This window comes from Natronoarchaeum sp. GCM10025703, assembly GCF_042661985.1.
In the GTDB taxonomy this organism is placed as follows: domain Archaea; phylum Halobacteriota; class Halobacteria; order Halobacteriales; family Natronoarchaeaceae; genus Natranaeroarchaeum.
In genome coordinates this window covers 1,963,220-1,982,455 of record NZ_JBHSZF010000001.1, presented here as the reverse complement: position 1 = coordinate 1,982,455, position 19,236 = coordinate 1,963,220, and the positions used below count along the sequence as shown (strand labels likewise).

Here is a 19,236-nt window from a genome sequence, read left to right as displayed (position 1 = left end):
GCCCGGTAGGAACGCGATAACAAAGGGCGGTAGAAGACCATCATACACAGAACGACCAGCATGAGAATCGAGGATATTGCTCTCGACGACTGGAGTCGTGCCCTGCCTGATCGAGGGATCGAAGTATTTCACACGCCGAGTGCGCTGTCCGTGCTCGACGATCACGCCCCCGGCGAACTACGACTCTACGCCGGGTTCAAGGGCGAACAGCCGGTCGGACTGTTTCCAGTTATCGTCCAGAACCGGTCGGTCGGCACCGCCGTCTTCTCGCCACCGCCAGGGATGGGGATCCCCGTCTCGGACCGATCGTCATGCCGACAAGCCCGAAACAGCGCAAGCGCGAGCGCGTCAACCGGAAGTTCACCGAAGCCGTGCTCGACGAAATCGGAGTCGACGACTCCCTGACGCTGTTCCGATCCATCTGTACCGCCGCCTACACCGACCCGCGCCCCTACCGGTGGGCCGACATGGACGTCGAGACGAAGTTCACCTACCTGCTCGACCTCGACGACCGGTCGCCCGACGACGTACTGAAGTCGTTCAGCAAGAGTCTCCGCCGGGAGATCGGCGATGGTGAAGAGCTAGATATCCGGATCGAACGCGAGGGCGTCCAGGGAGCACGTACCGTGTACGACGCGACGAAACGCCGGTACGAGGAGCAGGATCGGACGTTTCCGCTTACCTGGCCGTACGTCCGTGACCTCGTAACGAGGCTCGACGATCGCTCGCGCGTGTACGTCGCCCGAACGCCCGAGGGGCGGTTTCTCAGCGGGATCACCGTACTCTACTCGAACGACGCGGGCTACTTCTGGCAGGGCGGGACTCGTGCGACCCACGAGAACGTCAGCATCAATAGCCTCCTCCACTGGCACGTGATCCGGGACATTATCGAGGATCCACCGATAGAGTCGGTGACGGGCTACGACCTGATGGGGGCGAACACCGAGCGACTCTGTCAGTACAAAAGCAAGTTTGCCGCGGAGTTGGTACCGTACTACGTCACCGAGTCCTCGGGTCCGGGGATGGAAGTCGCGAAACGGGCCTATCAGATGGTGGCACGATGAGTCGGCAGGCAGTCGATGAGGGAGGTACGGTCACTGCTCCTGAGACGGGACCGGACGCCAGTCCGCAGACCGACGTCGACATATCGGTTTTAAATCTAGTGACGAACGACGAAGCGCGGTTTTTCAAACAGCAGGTTTCGATACTCGAGGAGTTCGGCATCTCCTGTACTACAGTCTCGGTGCCCGAAGACCGGGTCGTCGACGGCGACATCCGCGGTCGGTCGATCGTGCAGTATCTGGAGTTCCTGCCCCGGGCCATCGGAGCGTCGTTCGGCGACTACGATCTGGTCCACGCCAACTACGGACTCACTGCGCCGGCGGCAGTCCTGCAACCGAACCTTCCTGTCGTCGTCTCGCTCTGGGGGTCGGATCTGTTCGGCAGGTACGGCCCGGTGAGCAAACTCTGTGCCCGGCTTGCCGACGATGTCGTCGTCATGTCCGACGGGATGGCCGCGGAACTGGGAACCGAGGCCCACGTGATCCCGCATGGGATCGATCTCGATCGGTTCCAGCCGACTGATCAGCGCGAGGCCCAGGCGGACCTTGGCTGGGACAACGGTCGCAACCACGTCCTCTTCCCGTACGCGAGAGGAAGTCAGTCAAGAACGCTCCGCTGGCCGAGCGCGTCGTCGAGGCGGCCCGGGACCGACTCGACGGGCCGGTCGAACTCCACTTCGTGACCGGTGTCCCTCACAGGCGGATGTCGGTGTACATGAACGCCGCCGACGCGCTTTTGTTGACCTCGGATCGCGAGGGGTCGCCCAACTCGGTCAAGGAGGCGATGGCCTGCAATCTGCCGGTGGTCTCGACGGACGTCGGTGACGTTCGCGAGCGCCTGCGCGGAGTCCACCACTCCTTCGTCGCGCAGGACGACGCCGAACTCGTCGACTGTCTGGTCTCCGTCCTCGACGCCGACCGCGAATCCAACGGCAGAGCGGTCGTCGCCGAGATACGTATCGAGCGAATGGCCGAACGACTGCTACGCGTGTATCGAGAGGTCCTCGACGAGTAAGCACCAATGTCTACCACATCGACACAGACTGACCAGGCGGGAAGACGCGCTCGAAAGCTACTGCTATTGGTCGGTTTTCTCGCCCTGACAGCGGGCGTGCTGGTGGCGCGGACCAACCCTGCCAACGGCTACGAGGTTTCCTTCTATCAGGGGACACCGCTACTGACCTGGGTGGGCCTCGGTCTCGCAGGCGTGCTCGGAATCGGGGTCGGCTTCAATTCGGCGGGGGAGCGACGGATCCGCCAGGGCTCGATGCTGCTGACCGCATCGGCGGTGCTCTCGGTGATCGGACTTCCCATACTCCGGAGCTTTCACTTCTACGGACCGGGCGACTCGTTGAGTCATCTGGGCTGGGTCCGGATGTTCGAGGCCGGCAATCTGCATCCTGCGAGTATGCGGTATCCCGGGGTCCACTCAGTCGCGACGATACTCGCCGAAGGCGGTGCGCTTGCGGATACCCACGCGGTGATGCTGACAGTCGTCGTGTTCTTCGGCCTGTTCTTGCTGTTCGTCCCCCTCTGTGTGGGTTCTATCACCAACTCCGGGCCAGCCATGCTCGTCGGTCTGCTTTCGGGACTGCTGTTGTTGCCGATCAACAACCTCGGAACGCACACCACTGCGCACCCGACTACGCAGACGATCTTGTTCCTCCCGGTCGTCCTCTACTTGCTGTTTGGATATCTCCGTGATAGCGGTGACCGATATCCGATCGGCTCGGTATCCGCGGTTGGACTCCTGCTTGGCATGTCGACAATAGCGACCATACTGTTGCACCCACAACAGGCACTGGTTTTGCTCGGGGCGTTCCTGCTCATTACGCTACTTCAGTACGGCTACATGACGTTTCGCGACACGGACCACCCGATCAACGGGCATCGTAGACTGTACGACCAGACGGCACTTTTCACGCTGGTGTACCTGTTGTGGGTCCCACGACTCGAACGGATCCGCATCGCAATCGTCGACATCGTGACCAGCCTGCTCTCTGGCGGGTCAGTGGGATCGGGAGTCGCTGGCCGGAGCGTCTCGCTGGCCGTCCTCGGCGGCACTCTCCAGGAAGTGTTCGTGAAACTGTTCGGCATCAGTCTCGTCTACCTGATCTTCGCGGGCATCCTCGTCCTCGCTCTGCTTCTCGGGGCCACAGACCGGATCGGCCCGGACGGTCGGGGATTCGTTCAGTACATGATCGCTACGTTGATCGTTGCAGGATTCTTTTTCGCCGTATTTTTCGTCGCTGCGGCCTCCGATCAGTACTTCCGGTACTTCGGATTTGCGATGGTGATCGTCACGATCCTGGGGGCTGCCGCGGTCACAGTCGGAATCGACCGCATCGACGATCTCGGCGCGAAACCGGTGGTATCGTCAGCTATCGGGTTGTTGTTCGTGATCTTCCTCGTCATGCAGTTGCTCGCCTTTCACCCGTCTCCGTATATGTATCAGCCGAGCAATCAGATCACCGAACAACAGATGAGCGGATACGAGACGGCGTTCGAGGACCGCGACGAGGAGATCGTGTTTGCCGGGATCCGCTCCGGCCCGCGGCGGTACGTCAATGCCTACTACGGCACCGGATCGGAAGCTTCCAACGAGTTCCCCGGCAGTCGTGCGGAGATCAGCGAAGAGGACTTTAATGGCGATCTGGCTGCGGCTTACGACAGACGCATCTACGTGCCTGCTACGACTGCGGACTACGACCGAGAGGTCAGACTCTTCGACGAACTACGGTACACGGAGCAGGGGTTCCAGCAGCTAGAACAGAGCACCGAGATCGATCGTGTCCAGTCCAATGGTGAGTTCCGGTTGTACCTGATCGATCCCGACGAGTGAGGATCGAGCGTCGCCGAGCGCCATCGATTCTGCCGTTTTTCCTGTAGATGATAGCGCCGTCAGCGGCGCGTCGACCCATCGCTCGTATCCGGCAGGGCGCGTAGCGGCACCATAACAAACCGCAACTACTGTGTGCTGTGTCGTATGAATAGTGCGACGACACCGGGAGGGGTGCCCGCCTGATGACAGGGAGCAACACCGATAGTCCACCGATCACCGACAAAACGGTCCTCGTTACCGGCGGGGCGGGGTTCATCGGCAGCCACATCGCAGAGGCGCTGGTGGCGGACAACGACCTTCGCGTGCTAGATGATCTCTCGTCGGGACGACGCGAACAGGTCCCGGAGGATGCCGAACTCGTCCAGGGCGACCTGCGCGACGAGTCGGCACTGGATTGGGCGACCGCGGACGTCGACGTGATCTTCCATCAGGCAGGGCTCGTGAGCGTCGATCGTTCGGTCGACGATCCGGTACGAAGCCACCGAACGAACGCGACCGCGACGGTCGAGTTGCTCGAACGGGCACGCAGGGAGGACGCAGAATCGTCGTCGCCTCTGGCTGTGCGATCTACGGCGACCCGGAGCGGACCCCGGTACCGGAAGACGCGGCGAAGAGGCCGAAATCACCGTACGCCATCGACAAGCTGCACTCGACCAGTACACCCGAGCGTTCGCGGATCTGTACGACCTCGATGCCGTCCCGCTCCGATACTTCAACGTCTACGGACCGGGCCAGACTGCCGGCGAGTACAGCGGGGTCATCAGCGCCTTCATCGAACAGGCCGGGGCCGGCGAACCGATCACGGTCCATGGCGACGGCGAACAGACCCGAGATTTCGTTCACGTCTCGGACGTCGTCGACGCCAACCTCGCGGCGGCGACGACCGATCACACCGGCCGTGCGTACAACATCGGTACGGGGACGAGCACGTCGATCCGTGAACTCGCCGAACTGATCCGTCGCACTGTCGGATCGGAGTCGGAGGTCGTCCACACGGACGCCCGACCCGGGGACGTCCGGCGTAGCGAGGCGGCGCTCGCACGTGCTCGTGAGGACCTCGACTACGAACCGACGGTTCCGCTCGACGAGGGGATTGCTGCCCTCATCGCGGAATCACGTACCTGATCTGGGCTCTCCATCGGACGTTTTACCCGGAGACCGTTCAAAAAATAATGCCGGATCGGAGGGGACCAACCAACCCCCGCCCGAATGAACGGCGTAGGTAGCTATTGTTATTCCCATTTTACCGTAGGTAAGGTTACTCTACTGGCCGAGACGGATCAGTCGAACTCGCGAACTTCGAGCTCTTCGTTTTCCTCCATATCGAAGATCATCGCCAGGATCAGCATCAGCGTGCCAATGAGGAGGACCGAAAGCGAACTCTTGTGGTCGTCGCTCTTTCCCACTACTGCGCTGACCCTGTTCCGGACGGCTCTGAGAACCCCGACGAAAGACGCCACTGCGCCGATGCCGTAGAGAAACACCAGCGGGTGAAAGTCACGAACCAGATACTTCACGCGGAGTCGCCACAGGAAATTCGAGAGCAACATGAGGGAGACTCTCGGGATGTACTGCGGGTACGAGATGTGGCTTTCCTCGTCGGCGTACCGGCTAGGAATCGCGACCTCCGCCACCCGTAGCTCGGCGGCGTTTAGCTTGACGAGCAGGTCATTGCAGTAGCCGTAGTATTCGTACATGTCATCGATATCGACGGTCTCCAGGGTGTGCAGGGAGATCGCAGTGTAGCCGTTCTGCGGGTCGCCGAGTTTCCAGTAGCCGCTTGCGATCTTCGTCAGAAGCGAGAGGATCGAATTACCGAATAGTCGGAACGTCGGCATCTCTTCGTGGTGCTTGGCCTTGATCAATCGATTCCCTTTGGCGTACTCCGCTCGCCCCTCGACGATCGGGTCGAGTAGCCGGTCGAGGACGGTGGGATCCATCTGGCCATCGCCGCCGACGACTGTCGTAATCTCGATCCCATCCGACAGGGCGTGCTGATAGCCCGTCTTGATCGCACCGCCGACGCCGCGGTTCCGGTCGTGACGGATCGGGACGATACGCCTATCGAACTGGGCCCCGCCGTCTGCGATCTGCTCCGAGCCGACTTTTTGCTTGTTCGCATGGGCCTGTATCTCCTGCCAGGTCCCGTCCGTCGAGCAATCATCGACGGCGTACACGCGGTCTACGTACTCCGGTAGCGTGTCGAGAACCTCGCCGACGAAGCCCTCCTCGTTGTAGGCAGGGACGACGACGCCGATGCTATGATTGCGGTACATAGTAGGAACCAGAAGTTCGTACGCGAGCGATTCGTTGCACTGTATAATCGTTGACACGGCACCGATTCATTGTTATAAAGAGCTTGTTTTGCCCGCTGTCAGTCGACTCATGGCGGAGATTGTTCACCTCTCAGTTCCCGTGTGATCACCGGTAGAAGCGGTGCTATCGACCGGTTCGACCACTCACACTGCAAAGAAGCACGATCTTACGAAACACAAGCAGTGGTATAACAAAGTCGGCAAACGGGGAACAGGTCGTAACGCCCGACAAATGGACGACTCTACGTCAGACATTTCGAGAACCGCTCTGGTCCTGCTCGTCTGCATCGCCTGTGTCACCGCACTCGCGCCTCCGTCGACAGTGGGGGCGCCAAACGACGGTGAGCAGACCTACGTCATCACACAGGGAGACCAGGAGATAGAAATCGTTCCGGTCGGCAACGGGACCCAGACGGTCGAAGAGTTCTACGACTACCGAACACCCGAGACACACGACCCTCCGGACTACCTCTACAGTTCGTACGGAACGACCGAGTATCAGGAGGACGACACCAGTGTCCTCATGCTCTACGAGGGGAGCGACGGACTAAGCCTCATACTCCTTCACGACAAGCTAGAGGGCGACACGCGCGGTGGATCGATTACCATGCAGATCGATGGCCTGCCGGAAGAGGGCGAGTGGGTCATCGAGGATGACACCTACACCGACTACGGCGGCCCGCTCGACAGCTTCGATCACGATGGAACGTCAAGTCGGATTACCTGGATCTGGTCGGAGGGCAGAAGCGATGGCGGCGCGTTCAACGGCGGTCTCGACGGCGAGGACTGGGAGATAACGATCGAGCCATACTTTAACGAGAATGCGGACTACCGGTACGAGGATCCAGTGGGCTACGACGGACAGGTGGACGACTGGAAAGTGATTTCGGGAGACGGTGAGTCCTTCACGAGCACGTCGCTACAGAGTATAGACGAGCCGATAACGATCACGTCGGGGGGACCCCTGAGATGTCGATATCGGGCCTCTCTACGACTCCATCCTCGGCTGGACCCGGGGAAACGGTCGAGCTGAGGGCCGATGTCGCAAACGCCGGAGATGCGTCAGGGACGTTCGATATCGAGTTCACATCGGCGGGTGAGGTGATCGATACGCAGTCGGTCACATTGGACGGCGGAGAGAGCGAACATCTGGCCACGGAACTGACGTTCGACGAACCGGGAAGGTACGACGTCGGCGTCAACGGATCGACCACATCAGTTGTGGTGATCGAGGAGCCATCGGAGGTGAGCGGTGAAAACGGGACCAGTGGAAACGAAACCGGTGAAAACGGCGGCGAAACGGACACGCAGGGGCCACCTGCGACGATGGTCTCTCCGGGTTCGGCGTCCTCGCTGCGCTCCTTGCTCTCGTGGCGACGCTGCCATCGGGTGGGCGCGGCGAACCGAGTGATCCTCAGCGCGACGACGGCGTACCCTCCTTTCTACGATCCGATCCCCGGCACCAGCCGAAACTAATCCGAGAGACGGGGGCCCGACTCTCGCCGGCCGGAAGCACTCCGAGAGGCAGTCAATCCGACGAAGACCTGCCCAGCGTCGCGACGTGATGTGTCCCGACGGCAGGGTCGGTCGACGGATCCAGCGAATCCCTGCTGTCGAGGACGACCAGCGGTGACTCGAACGCCGCCCAGTCGAACTCGTCGAACGCGTCGTGGTCGGTCACCAGGACGACGCCGTCCAGATCCATCTCCTGGACGTGATCCAGCCCCGCAAGGTAAATATCGTCGAACTCCGGAGCCTCATCGACATGCGGGTCGACGCCGACCACAGTTGCGCCGAAGCCAGAGAGCGTCTTTGCCAGTTCGATCGCGGGCGATTTGCGGGTTTCGGCCACGTTCGGGTGATGGGTGAGTCCGAGCAGTAACACTACTGCATCCTCGATGTGGGTATTCGCCGACGCGAACTCCCGGACCAGCGTTCCTGCGAGATGTTCCGGCATCGACTCGTTGACACTCCGTGCGGATTCGAGCAGCGGCGTCGGTGACGCGTATTCGTTGATGAGGTAGTAGGGGTAGTCCGGTAGTACGTGTCCGCCGGTACCGGGCCTCGGTTCGGGGACGTGACAGTCCGACCGCGTATTCGCCGCCTCGATGGCCTGCCTGACGTCCGTCCCGAGTTCGTCGGCGAGGCGTGCGAGTTCGTTCGCCAGACTGACCGTGACGTCCCGATAGACGCTCCCGACGATCCGGGCACACTCGGCGACAGTGCTGGTCTCGACCGTCTCCACGCCGGAGATACGGAGTTCGTCGTACACCAGTTCGGCCGCGCGGGTGCTTTCCGGGTCGACCCCGCCGACGATTTTTGGGTAGCCCCCGCGCATGTCCCGGAGCGATCGGCCTGGACTTGCACGAGTCGGACAGGCCGCGACGCCGAATTCGCCGGCATCGAGGCCGCTCCCCGCCATCAGTATCGGCTTGACGACGTCTTTGCAGGTACCCGGCGGAACCACCGATTCGACGAGTACCAGATCGTTGCGATCCAACCCGCGTGCGATATCCCGGAGTAGCGTTCTGAGTACGGAAAAGTCCGGTGCGCCGTCGGTACGAACGCCGGTCTCCGTCGCGACGACGTGGACAGTCGCTTCGTTCCCGGCCGCAGTCGTCTCGGTCGTCGCGGAAAGCGCCCCCGCCTGAGTCGCCGTCCGTACGAGCGACGGGAGTCTGGGTTCGTCCTCGATTGGACAGTCGCCGTCCTCGATCCGCGCGACGCGCTCTGCGTCCTCGCCGACGCCGAGGACGCTGCCGGTCGTGCCCGCGTAGACCAGCGAGAGCGGGAGGCCAAGCCGCCCCAGGCCGTACACAGCCACTGGAACGTCGCCGCTTTGCAGTGCGGCGCGTTGCTCCTGCGGCGTCGCCTCACTGCGATACAACCGAGACCGCTGTGCCTCTCGAAGCGTTTTGGACATTGCTACTGAACGACCCGTGTTTTTTCCAGCGCAGCGTTTTCTATCTCCCTGGCCACAGCGAGCGCTTCGAGTCCCTCCTCGCCGCTGACGACGGGCCTGGTTCCCTCGCGAATGCTCTCGGCAAACGCAGCGAGTTCCTTTTTCAGCGGTTCACCGTTTTCGATGGTCGGGTGTTCGACGATGTTCTCGTGTCGGTACCGGAGGTCGCCGTTCTCCTCGATATACTCCGGAACCGAATGGCGGTGAATCTGAACCGATCGGGAGATGTAATCGATGTGGACCTGACACTCCCGGGCCGTGATAGTCAGTTCGCGCACCTTCCGCTGGGTGATCCGACTGGCCGTAAGCGTCCCCAGAACGTCGCCGAACTCGACCGTCGCGGTGACGTACTGGTCGTCGGCAGTGGCGTTCGCATCGAGCACTGTTGCCTCACTTCCCAGCAAAGAGAGGAGAATGTCGATGTCGTGGATCATCAGATCGAGCACTGGACTGGTCCCTATCTCCCGGTCGAGCGGCGGACCGAGACGTTTGGCGTCGACCGAGAGCACCTCCAGTTCAGGGACGATATCGGTGAGGGCTCTGATCGCCGGATTGAACCGCTCGACGTGACCCACCTGTAAGACGAGGTTGCGCTCGTCGGCGAAGTCGATCAGCGCCTCACCCTCGCTTGCTGAGTCTACCAGCGGCTTCTCGATGAGAACGTGGACGTCCTTTCGGAGCGCCTCGAGCGCAATCTGGTAGTGATACTCGGTCGGAACGGCAATGGAGACGGCATCGACGCGGTCGAGTAGCTTCTCCATCGAGAGTGCCGTCGTTTCGTAGTCCGATGCGACTGTCGTCGCGGCGTCCATGTCGGCGTCCGCGACGCCTGCCAGTGTCGTGGCCTGAAGTTCTTGATAGACGCGAACATGATGGCGTCCCATGTTGCCGACACCGATCACGCCGACGTCGATAGTGTTCCCGTTCATAGCTGTGTGGTAGTTGTTGTGAAGTTCGTTAGTCGTAGTACGATTGGACGACGGTGGTGATCGATCGCACGTCGTCGGTCGAGAGTTCGGGGTGAACCGGCAGAGAGAGCACCTCCTCTGCCGCCCGTTCCGCTACCGGCGCGTCGACGCTGACGTGGTCGTACGCCGGTTGCCTGTGGATCGGCGTCGGGTAATAGACGCCAGCACCGATCCCGGCGTCGTCGAGATAGGCTTTCAGCCCGTCCCGATCTCTGCAGCGGATCGTGTACTGGTGATACGCATGCCGAGAGTAGGTCGGCTCGCTCGGAGTCGTAACGGCAGGCTGGCTACGGAGCCGTTCCGTCAACATCTGGGCGTTCTGCCGCCGGGTGGCGACATACTCCGGAAGCTTTTCGAGTTGGACCAGCCCAATTGCGGCCCCGATGCTCGTCATTCGGAAGTTGTGGCCGAGTTCCACGTGTTCGTAGGTGCCGCTTCGCCCGTGATTGACGAACTGTTCGGCCCGATTGGCCACTTCCGGTCGGTCCGTCGTAATCATCCCTCCCTCGCCCGTCGTCATGTTCTTGGTCGGGTAAAACGAGAAGCAGGCCGCGTCGCCGAACGCGCCGACACGCTCTCCTTCGTAGGTGGCTCCGTGTGCCTGTGCGGCGTCCTCGACTAGCTGAAGGTCGTACGTATCAGCAAGTTTGGCGAGGGGTCCGACGTTCGCGGGCAGGCCGTACAGGTGGACAGCGAGGATTGCGTCGATGGTGTCGCCTTCCTCCGCGAGCAGTCTTGCGACCGCGTGTGGATCGAGGTTGTACGTCTCGGGATCGATGTCCGCAAACACCGGCTCGGCCCCGGCCAGGCGGATCGCGTTCGCGCTCGCGACGAACGAAAACGGCGTTGTGACGACCCGGTCGCCCGGTCCGATCCCCAGCGCCTCGAACGCCGCATGCAACGCCGTCGTGCCGTTTGAGGTTGCGACGGCATGGCCGGCGTCGCAGTAGTCGGCGAACTCCGACTCGAACTGCCGGACGGTCGGTCCGTCGGCAATCATTCCGCTGTCGATGATCTCGGCGACCCGTCTGATCTCCTCGTCGCCGAGGTCCGGGTTCGCTATCGGAATCGACGACATTACGCTACCTCGTCGGCTTCGGTCGGTTGGAGGGCTCTGATCGGCGGTTTTCTGCCCGCCGTATCCGTATTGGGACGACTGGGCGGATTCGATACAGACCGTCCGGAGAATTGTATGGTGCTCTGCAACATGATTAGTCCGATGTCGGGAACTACAACCTCCTTGCTGATCTGCTATCTTTGTTATAGACGGGTTGTACGCCGAGTAGTACCCGTATTCTCTGATGCTTGTCGCCAGAGGGGTATCGGAGGCGGCACCCGTCAGCACGGCATCGGTCAGAATCTGACGCCAGACGGATCAAAGAGTCCATATTCTCGCTCTCTTCATTTAGTCAGTCTGTAACAAAGTAACGATTAGGTGACCTGCTATTGTAGAGGGGCAAAAGCGCATGCGGGGGAAGTGACCAGTATGAGACGAAACTAATGTCCACATCCGACCAAGATCAACTATCACAAGACGTAGTGTTTGATCTGCTGAGCAGTCCACGACGTCGGTTCGTGCTGTACTATCTCAACCAGATCGACGAAGAGGTAACGATCGGGGAGCTCGCCGACGAGGTCGCCGCCTGGGAGAACGAAGTCGATGTCGAGGATCTGTCGAGCCAGCAGCGAAAACGTGTCTACGTGTCGTTGTACCAGACCCACGTCCCGAAGATGGACGACGCGGGGATCGTCGAATACGACTCCGATTCCGGTGTCGTTTCGCTATCAGATCAGGCAGTCGATATCAGTGCCTATCTGTCACGGGAGGAGGAGCGACGGCCGTGGCAACAGTACTATCTTGCTATCGCGATCGTCGGCGGTCTTTTTTACGGTGCTGTTGCGCTCGGACTTATTGGGGTGGTCTCGCAGTTCGTCGCCGGTCTCCTTATTATCGTCGCGTTTGCTGTCACCGCCATCGGTCATCTGATCACGACACAGCGGCGTAGCGACGAATTCTCCTCCGAACTGATCGACAAACGAGAACCCTGATCAGACTGATCGACGGTCTGGCCCCGCTCGTCTCTCCCCGACACACTGCAACTGTTTTCATGTCCCACCCTTCTACGAGAGGGTCCTGCACACTGGACACGCTAGCCGTATCTTCTGATGGACGAAGAAAACGGAACGCAGGAAGTTAGACGCTTTCGACAGTGATCCAGAGGTGGTCATCGGCCGTCTCAGGGCCAGGGTCTTCGGGTGGATCACCCTCGTAGAGGTAGTAGTTCAGGCGGATATTCTCGCCAGTCATCGGCGGAGAGATCGAATGTTCCTGCGTGGCCCGTTCTCCGGGATCGGCGGACAACTGTAGTTGTGCGATCTCTGCCTCGTCGATGACCCCGAGTCCGTCACCGGTTTCTTCGACTTGCTGGGCCTCGATGACCACCGTGTAGGTCGACGGTTCGGCATCGTCGTTAGTGATGGCCACTGTCATTTCGACGCTGTCATCGGCTGGAATCGTCTCCGGGTAGCCTGCCTGGACCAGCTCTCCGTCGTCGGTTTGGGTGAGCAACTGGACCTCGGTCGTCGATTGATCGGGCTGTGGTGCGGCGAGTCCGTACGCAACCGTCCCCAGTGCGAGTACGATGGTTACCAGGAGTACGACGTTGAGAACGCCGTCGATCGGGCTGTCTTCAGGAATCAGCTCCGAAAGGCTCTCTGCACCTGCAATGCCGGGGTATCGGAACCGGTCGTCAGCCGGGATGGTGGCTCGTCTCGCAAGCGCTCCGAGCATCATGATGATTGTGAACCCCCCGACCGAGACGAGCACTGCGGGGGTTGAAAAGTCCCACCGAGTCGTAGCAAGCACCAGTGCAAACAGCGGGAGGAGCACGATACTCATCGCTACAGACAGTGCGAGGCGCTCGTACCATCCCGGCGAACCGGTATCCAGCAATCCGATTCCTGATCTTTCGTCGGGTGTGGGTGTCTCCGACCGGTCGGGCCGCGCTGGAAACACGACCGAGACGAGAGCGTACCCTGGCAACAGGAGTAGAACCGGCAGTGCGAGCAGCGTCCGAAGGAAGCCGGATAGTCCGACGAAGTAGAACAGCGCTCCGACGATTGCCACGTAACCGATCGCTGCCGCCGCGTCCACAGCTCCTGGTCCGATTAGCCGCTGGAACTGTTGGAGGGACTCCCCTCGAAATCCTCGCTCATCGCTGATCAGAAGGTCGACGGCTGTGTTGGTTTGCACTCCGATATCGCCACTCTGCCGAACCGGACTGTGCTAGCCACATTCTTCGTTCGTCTACGGTGGTAGCGACGCCGGTGTTTTGTTATACTGCTCCTATGAGGCTCTGAATCGTCCTTCTGGCTCCATCGTCCGTACCTCTATTGTTACGAACTTTTCTGATTTCAGAGATCCGGTGTGGATCACGATACGAGTACACGTGTGTCGATATACAGTTTCGACCTCCCCAAATCGGACTGCACTCGGAGATGTTTCATCTCGACGAGTTACCGTCCTCGCTCGAGAGTCAGTCTAATCACTGTGTTTGCATACGATCCCACCGTCTGTAGCCCCATCGTTCGATCCGTTCGGCCGGATAGTATACAATGGCAAACGTCGAAACGAATTGAAATCACCAAATAGATGCTGATGGTAATCGTCTAATACCGTTGAGTGAACATCAACTAGGAATTATAATATCTGTATAAAGATAGCTAAAGTTGAGTATTATTAGCATACTACTACGATACAGATAGTCGGTGTAGTTTTACGTAGCTTAAAGTATGATATATTGGGGAATTCAGTTTTGACGATGGACATGTATTAAGCCGCTTGCCGCATAGCAAGAGATAGCTAGATAGATTCAATTATGAACGACGAATGGGACGAGATCGGATTCGTTATCAGTTCGCGGTATCGTGTCGAAGTACTCCGGAGACTGTCAGAAGGCCCAGCGACGCCGACACAGATAGCTAGCGATTCTGGGGCCGGGATCGCACACATTTCACGAGCATTAAGCAGTCTGCGCGAGCGGGAACTCGTGGACCTACTCGTGTCGGAGGACCGAAAAAAGGGGCGCGTCTACGGCATCACGGATGCGGGCGAGGAAATCTGGGAACAGATCCAGGCGGAAAACATGGTCGAGTAACTGACCGGCTCTGGAACGTGTCCGCGACTGTCTTAGCAGCGGCGACCTCCAGCGCCACGTCGTCCATCGGTCGCCACTCCAGCAAACACTCCGTGTGAGCGCCATCACGGTCCCCGGGACAGTCAGCAGTGATTTTCCGTCTACTCTCGTCCCGTTCGTCCTCTGCGCTCTGTCATTGGCCAGCGACCCAGGGCAGAGGGCCGTACCTGCTTGGGAAGGAACACATCGAATATACAGACCGATCGGCGACGAACGGCGAGAGGAGTCCGTCGAGACGTTCACCGCCGGCGACTGACAGTATAGTCTCGTCCTCTTGGTGGAGGTCATCGGCAATCCTGCTCACGACAGCCGTCGTCTCGCTTTCCGGCGCGGTCGGAGTAGATATCGATTCAATCGGCTGAGACCGCTGATGATGGTCTGCTGTGGCGCTTCAATGAGGATTAGTTCCACAAGCACGGCACTCCGGGCACGTCGGTGACACTTGCGCGACGTCGAACCGCTGTTCTACACCTGCGGCTCGACGATTTTCGGGCCTGCTGTAGCGGATCGGTGCCGGTATGTGCTACGCTGTAGAGCCATGGCAGCTACTGGTGGGCAGCGAGCACACACTCGGAGGGCGTCTAATCGTCGTCCTTGTCGTCGTCGTCCGGAGCCAGCATCTCGGGGTCCCGTTCGTATTTCGGCGTTTCCGCGAACTCTGCAATACGCTTTCGTTCACTGTCGGATAGCCACTTCGGCATGAGAAATAAGTTCAGGTTAGGCGTATATACATCTGACGGCAAATGTAATATACACTATATTTCTGGCCGACATAGTACGGTGTCAGTGGTGTCGTGACAGTGACACTGTCTGTCGGTTTTCCGACTTTGACGGATATTATAGTGGTTCGATTTGGGTGCAATTCGCGGCGAAACTGGTCAAATCTCTCCTCGTCCAGCTCTGACAGGATGAGACATCATAGTACTCGGGTCCTACCGGTTTTATGGGGTTGTTCAACCCGCTGGCCGGTTTGATGATCCTGAAGTAAGCAGAATCTTCTAGTAGGTAACAGTTATCTACTACACAGAGAAACCGCCGCAGACCGCTGAGAAGAAAGTATTTACATTGCCGCTGACCTATACAAAATATCGTGACAACATCCGACGAGCGACTCCACGACATCGACTGCGGCTGCAAAGTCGGTCGCGTGCTGGAGGAGTACGACCTCACAGCGCTGAACGACGAACTGGTAGCGTACTGGACGGGGCGCGGTGAGGAGCGGTATAGTTTGCGAGAGCTTGCACAGTACGTCAACCGATCGATCCTCCGCGCGGCGATGGACGAGGCCGGTGTCGCGTACAAGGACGGCGAGATCGAGAACACCTATCGGCTCCTGACTGATGACGACGTGAGCAGCGGGATGCGTACGGAAACGCGGCGAGAACTCGAACACGGCTCCGTCCCAATCGAGCAGGTCGAACAGGATTTCGTGTCCCACCAGACCGTTCACAACCATCTGACCGACTGTCTCGATACGTCGATGGTCACGCCGGACGACGAAGAACGAATCGAGAACGCTCGCGACAAGATCCGCGCGTTACAGAACCGGACCGTAGCGGTGACCGACGACACTATCGAGCGCCTCGATCGGTCAGACGCGATCAATCTCGGCGAGTACGACGTGCTTGTCGACGTCTCCATCATCTGCAGTGACTGTGGCAACCAGTATACGGCCGGTGACCTGCTCGAGCGCGGGGGCTGTGAGTGTGAGAACGACTCCGAGTCAGGCGCAGAGAGTTAAACTGCGAGAGACCGGCTCCGGTCCGGACGACTGTTCAGCCCGACCGTTTACATCTGTACATGTGTAATCAGTACCGCCGTTCCGCGATCCGGACCGTAGAATAACGAACAAATAAATATGGAGAGCTACAAACGCTCTGACAATGGACTCAGGTACTAGTATGAACACCGAGGCCCTCCCCGATCAGGTTACCGTCCGAGCCGAGAATATCGGCGGTATCGACGAGACCTCTGTGACGCTTTACCGGGGAGTAACGGCACTCACCGGCCGGAATGCTACGAACCGAACCTCGCTCTTGCAGGCCATCATGGCGGCACTGGGAAGCGACGACATCTCGCTGAAGGCCGACGCCGACGCCGGGCGGGCCAGCCTGGAGTTCGATGATGAGGTCTACGAGCGGTCGCTCGAACGGAGCGGAGGCACCATCGTCACAGATGGCAATCCGTATCTGGAGGACAGCGAGATTGCCGATCTGTTCGCTTTCCTGCTGGAGTCGAACGAGGCGCGCCGCGCTGTGGCGCGCGGCGACGACCTGCGCGAACTCATCATGCGACCCGTCGACACGACGGCGATCCGCTCGGAGATAGAAGATCGGACGGCTGAGAAACGCAGACTCGACGAGCAGTTGGACGAACTCGACGACCTTGCGGTGAAGCTCCCGGGCCTCGAAGAGCAACGCACGCGACTGTCCAGCGAGATCGAGGAGCTGAGACGGAACTCACCGACATCGAGGCGAAGATCGACGAGGTCGACGCGGATGTCGAAACCTCGCGCACGGAGAAAGAGGAGCTCGAAACGAAACTCGACGAGCTTCAGTCGGTCCGGTCGGAGCTCGAACGGACGCGACGCCGGATCGATACCGAGCGAGAAAGTATCGAGGCGCTGAAATCGGAGCGCGAGGAACTCGAAGCGGAGCTCGAATCGCTTCCGGCCGACCGCGCTGCCGAGGTAGAGCGGCTACGCGCCGAGATCGAGACACTGGAGGGCCAAAAGGAGTCGTTAACGGCCGAGATCAGCCAGCTGCAGAGCACGATCCAGTTCAACGAGGAACGGCTGGAAGAGGCCACCGAACTGGGTGTTGGGGACGCTTCCGGCGGCGACGTGACCGATCAGCTACTTTCGGACTCGGATTCGGTCGTCTGCTGGACCTGCGGCTCGGAGGTCGAGCGCAAGGAGATCGAACGAACTATCGAGCAGTTGCAGTCGAGCCGTCAGGAGAAGCTTCAGAAACGGTCTGAGCTGTCGAATCAGCTCAGAGAACGACGGAAAGAGGTCGACGAACTGGAATCGACGCGCTCGGAATCCGCCAACCTGGAACGTCGTATCGAGGAGGTCGGCGACGAGATAGCTGATCGGTCCGAGCGACTGGAGGATTACGAGGTCCAGCGTGAGGAACTGACCGACGCCGTCGAACAGCTCGAATCCGAGGTCGAAGAGCTGGAGTCCGAAACCTACGAGGAGGTGCTCGACTACCACAAAGAAGCCAACTCTATCGAGTTCCAGATCGAGCAAAAGGAGCGCGAACGCCGGGAGATCGAAGAGGAGATCGAGTCGATCGAATCCCGTCTCGACGAGCGTGAGCGCCTGGAAACGAGACGTGACGAAATCGCCGAGGAACTCACCGAACTCCGAACCCGCATCGACCGGATCGAAGAGGAAGCCGTCGAGGCGTTCAACGGCCACATGGAGAGCCTCCTCGACGTCCTGGAGTACGATAACCTCGATCGGATCTGGATCCAGCGTAGTGAGCGTGAGGTCCGCGAGGGCCGTCGGAAGGTCTCGAAGAGCACGTTCGATCTCAAGATCGTCAGAACGACGGACAGTGGGACTGCCTACGAGGACGACATCGATCACCTCAGCGAGAGCGAGCGGGAGGTGACCGGGCTCGTATTCGCACTGGCGGGCTATCTCGTCCACGAGGTGTACGAGACGGTCCCGTTCATGCTACTGGACTCACTGAGGCTATCGACTCCGACCGCATCGCCGATCTGGTCGCGTACTTCCGGGAGTACGCCCCGTATCTCGTCGTTGCGCTGCTGTACGAGGACGCCGCCGCGCTCGACGTCGAACACGAGCGCGTCACCGAGATCTAGGAACGCCCCTCGCAGCGTTCGCTCGAACCGCGCAATGTCGCAGTCGGATAGTGATTCATTTCCGTTTCCCGCCACTGGTGTAGATGATGACAAGACGTCAACCGAGGATGAGCCCGCAACTGGAGATCTGGACGCTCCACGTGGAGCGCTGAGCCGATGCGCTGGTCGTATCGCCACACCCTACTGGCGCTGTGTACGCTGGCCTTCTTTGTCACAATGACCGCTCGCCTCGCTATCAGCCCAGTCGTCCTGAACATCGTCGAGGCGTTCGACACGTCGAACGCGACGGTCGGCCTCGCCCTCTCGGGGATGTGGCTGGCGTACGCGCTCTCCCAGTTCCCGAGCGGCGTTCTCGGTGACCGCTTCGGGGAGCGCCGGATCATTCTCGCGGCGATCGGACTGACAGGTCTCGGGAGCGCATCGCTCGCGCTCTCGCCGTCGCTGCCCGCGTTCGTCCTGTTCGCGGTCTTTCTGGGTGCCGGGGCCGGACTACACTTTAGCGTTGCCGCGACCCTGTTGACAAAGAACTTCGAGAACACCGGTACTGCGCTGGGCCTGCACAACGTCGGCGCGCCGTTAGCTGGGTTGCTCGCTCCGATCGGTGCAGCGTCCGTCGGCGTCCGTCTGGGCTGGCGCTACGCGATTGCGCTCGGCGTTGTGGTTGCTCTCCCCGTCTTCGTGACGTTCGCCTGGCGCGTCCGGCCGACCGAACCGGAACGACCGGACCAGCCGATGGCCGAGCGGTTCGAACTGGGTCCACTCGTCGAGTTGCTGAGCCGCCGACCAATCGCGTTCACCGTTGGCGTTTCCGTGCTCTGTGCGTTCGTCTGGCAGGGGACGGCCTCGTTTCTCCCCTCGTTTCTCGTGGCCCACCACGGCGTCTCGCAGACTACGGCCGGTGGCCTGTTCTCGGCGTTTTTCGTCGTCAACGGCGTTACACAGCCGGTTGTCGGGCGGCTGGCCGACCGACTCAGCCGGGACCGAGTTCTCGTGTTCTGCGTGCTCGTCGGCGTGGTCGGCTATGGCGCATAGTCCCCAGCAGCTCTGCTCACACGCCA

The 19,236-nt window shown here is 60.2% G+C and carries 11 protein-coding genes and 5 pseudogenes; 11 read left to right on the top strand and 5 right to left on the bottom strand.

The genetic code is table 11. The annotated features are described in order from the left end of the window. The first annotated feature begins 60 nt into the window (after nt 1-60). The 4 genes and pseudogenes from ACFQH2_RS11000 (at nt 61) to ACFQH2_RS10985 (ending at nt 5,028) form a co-directional block, all read left to right on the top strand. Nucleotides 61-1,064 (top strand): annotated as a pseudogene (locus ACFQH2_RS11000) (GNAT family N-acetyltransferase). Between the two features lie 80 nt (nt 1,065-1,144). Then, a pseudogene (locus ACFQH2_RS10995) lies at nt 1,145-2,076 on the top strand (glycosyltransferase family 4 protein). 6 nt (nt 2,077-2,082) lie between these two features. Next, nucleotides 2,083-3,903, top strand: a complete 1,821-nt coding sequence (locus tag ACFQH2_RS10990) for a hypothetical protein (protein ID WP_377053566.1) — start codon at nt 2,083-2,085, stop codon at nt 3,901-3,903. Nucleotides 3,904-4,085: 182 nt separating this feature from the next. Next, nucleotides 4,086-5,028 (top strand): annotated as a pseudogene (locus tag ACFQH2_RS10985) (NAD-dependent epimerase/dehydratase family protein). A 155-nt stretch (nt 5,029-5,183) separates the two neighbouring features. On the opposite strand, the gene ACFQH2_RS10980 reads toward ACFQH2_RS10985, so the two are convergent. Further along, nucleotides 5,184-6,179, bottom strand: coding sequence for a glycosyltransferase family 2 protein (locus tag ACFQH2_RS10980; RefSeq protein ID WP_377053562.1), 996 nt, complete (start codon nt 6,177-6,179; stop codon nt 5,184-5,186). 271 nt (nt 6,180-6,450) lie between these two features. On the opposite strand from ACFQH2_RS10980, the gene ACFQH2_RS10975 reads away from it, so the two are divergent. Together ACFQH2_RS10975 and ACFQH2_RS10970 are read left to right on the top strand one after the other, a co-directional pair. Beyond that, complete coding sequence (locus ACFQH2_RS10975) at nt 6,451-7,251, top strand: hypothetical protein (protein ID WP_377076735.1); 801 nt, start codon at nt 6,451-6,453, stop codon at nt 7,249-7,251. Beyond that, entirely contained in the window at nt 7,188-7,694 is a 507-nt protein-coding gene (locus ACFQH2_RS10970; protein ID WP_377076734.1) for a CARDB domain-containing protein, read from the top strand. The genes ACFQH2_RS10975 and ACFQH2_RS10970 overlap by 64 nt, the downstream gene beginning before the upstream one ends. A gap of 52 nt (nt 7,695-7,746) precedes the next feature. Here the strand turns inward: ACFQH2_RS10970 and ACFQH2_RS10965 are convergent, their stop codons facing one another. From ACFQH2_RS10965 to ACFQH2_RS10955, 3 genes are read right to left on the bottom strand one after another with little or no spacing between them, the layout of a single operon-like run. After that, entirely contained in the window at nt 7,747-9,141 is a 1,395-nt protein-coding gene (locus ACFQH2_RS10965) for a nucleotide sugar dehydrogenase (RefSeq protein WP_377053558.1), read from the bottom strand. A gap of 2 nt (nt 9,142-9,143) precedes the next feature. Further along, on the bottom strand, nt 9,144-10,109 hold the full coding sequence (locus ACFQH2_RS10960; RefSeq protein WP_377053556.1) for a Gfo/Idh/MocA family oxidoreductase: 966 nt from the start codon (nt 10,107-10,109) through the stop codon (nt 9,144-9,146). A 28-nt stretch (nt 10,110-10,137) separates the two neighbouring features. Further along, the gene (locus ACFQH2_RS10955) at nt 10,138-11,226 is read right to left on the bottom strand and encodes a DegT/DnrJ/EryC1/StrS family aminotransferase (RefSeq protein WP_377053554.1); all 1,089 of its coding nucleotides are present in this window, start codon (nt 11,224-11,226) and stop codon (nt 10,138-10,140) included. Between the two features lie 461 nt (nt 11,227-11,687). On the opposite strand from ACFQH2_RS10955, the gene ACFQH2_RS10950 reads away from it, so the two are divergent. Next, nucleotides 11,688-12,197, top strand: a complete 510-nt coding sequence (locus ACFQH2_RS10950) for a DUF7344 domain-containing protein (protein ID WP_377076733.1) — start codon at nt 11,688-11,690, stop codon at nt 12,195-12,197. A gap of 145 nt (nt 12,198-12,342) precedes the next feature. Here ACFQH2_RS10950 and ACFQH2_RS10945 read toward each other — a convergent pair whose 3' ends face one another. Then, nucleotides 12,343-13,302: a DUF1616 domain-containing protein gene (locus ACFQH2_RS10945; RefSeq protein WP_377076732.1), complete on the bottom strand. Its 960-nt coding sequence runs from the start codon at nt 13,300-13,302 to the stop codon at nt 12,343-12,345. A 724-nt stretch (nt 13,303-14,026) separates the two neighbouring features. On the opposite strand from ACFQH2_RS10945, the gene ACFQH2_RS10940 reads away from it, so the two are divergent. The 4 genes and pseudogenes from ACFQH2_RS10940 to ACFQH2_RS10925 form a co-directional block, all read left to right on the top strand. After that, complete coding sequence (locus ACFQH2_RS10940) at nt 14,027-14,305, top strand: ArsR family transcriptional regulator (RefSeq protein ID WP_377053548.1); 279 nt, start codon at nt 14,027-14,029, stop codon at nt 14,303-14,305. 1,129 nt (nt 14,306-15,434) lie between these two features. Beyond that, nucleotides 15,435-16,085: a rod-determining factor RdfA gene (rdfA, locus tag ACFQH2_RS10935; RefSeq protein ID WP_377053546.1), complete on the top strand. Its 651-nt coding sequence runs from the start codon at nt 15,435-15,437 to the stop codon at nt 16,083-16,085. A gap of 142 nt (nt 16,086-16,227) precedes the next feature. Further along, nucleotides 16,228-18,178 (top strand): annotated as a pseudogene (locus tag ACFQH2_RS10930) (archaea-specific SMC-related protein). A gap of 156 nt (nt 18,179-18,334) precedes the next feature. Next, nucleotides 18,335-19,204 (top strand): annotated as a pseudogene (locus tag ACFQH2_RS10925) (MFS transporter); the annotation flags it as partial. Nucleotides 19,205-19,236: the final 32 nt, after the last annotated feature.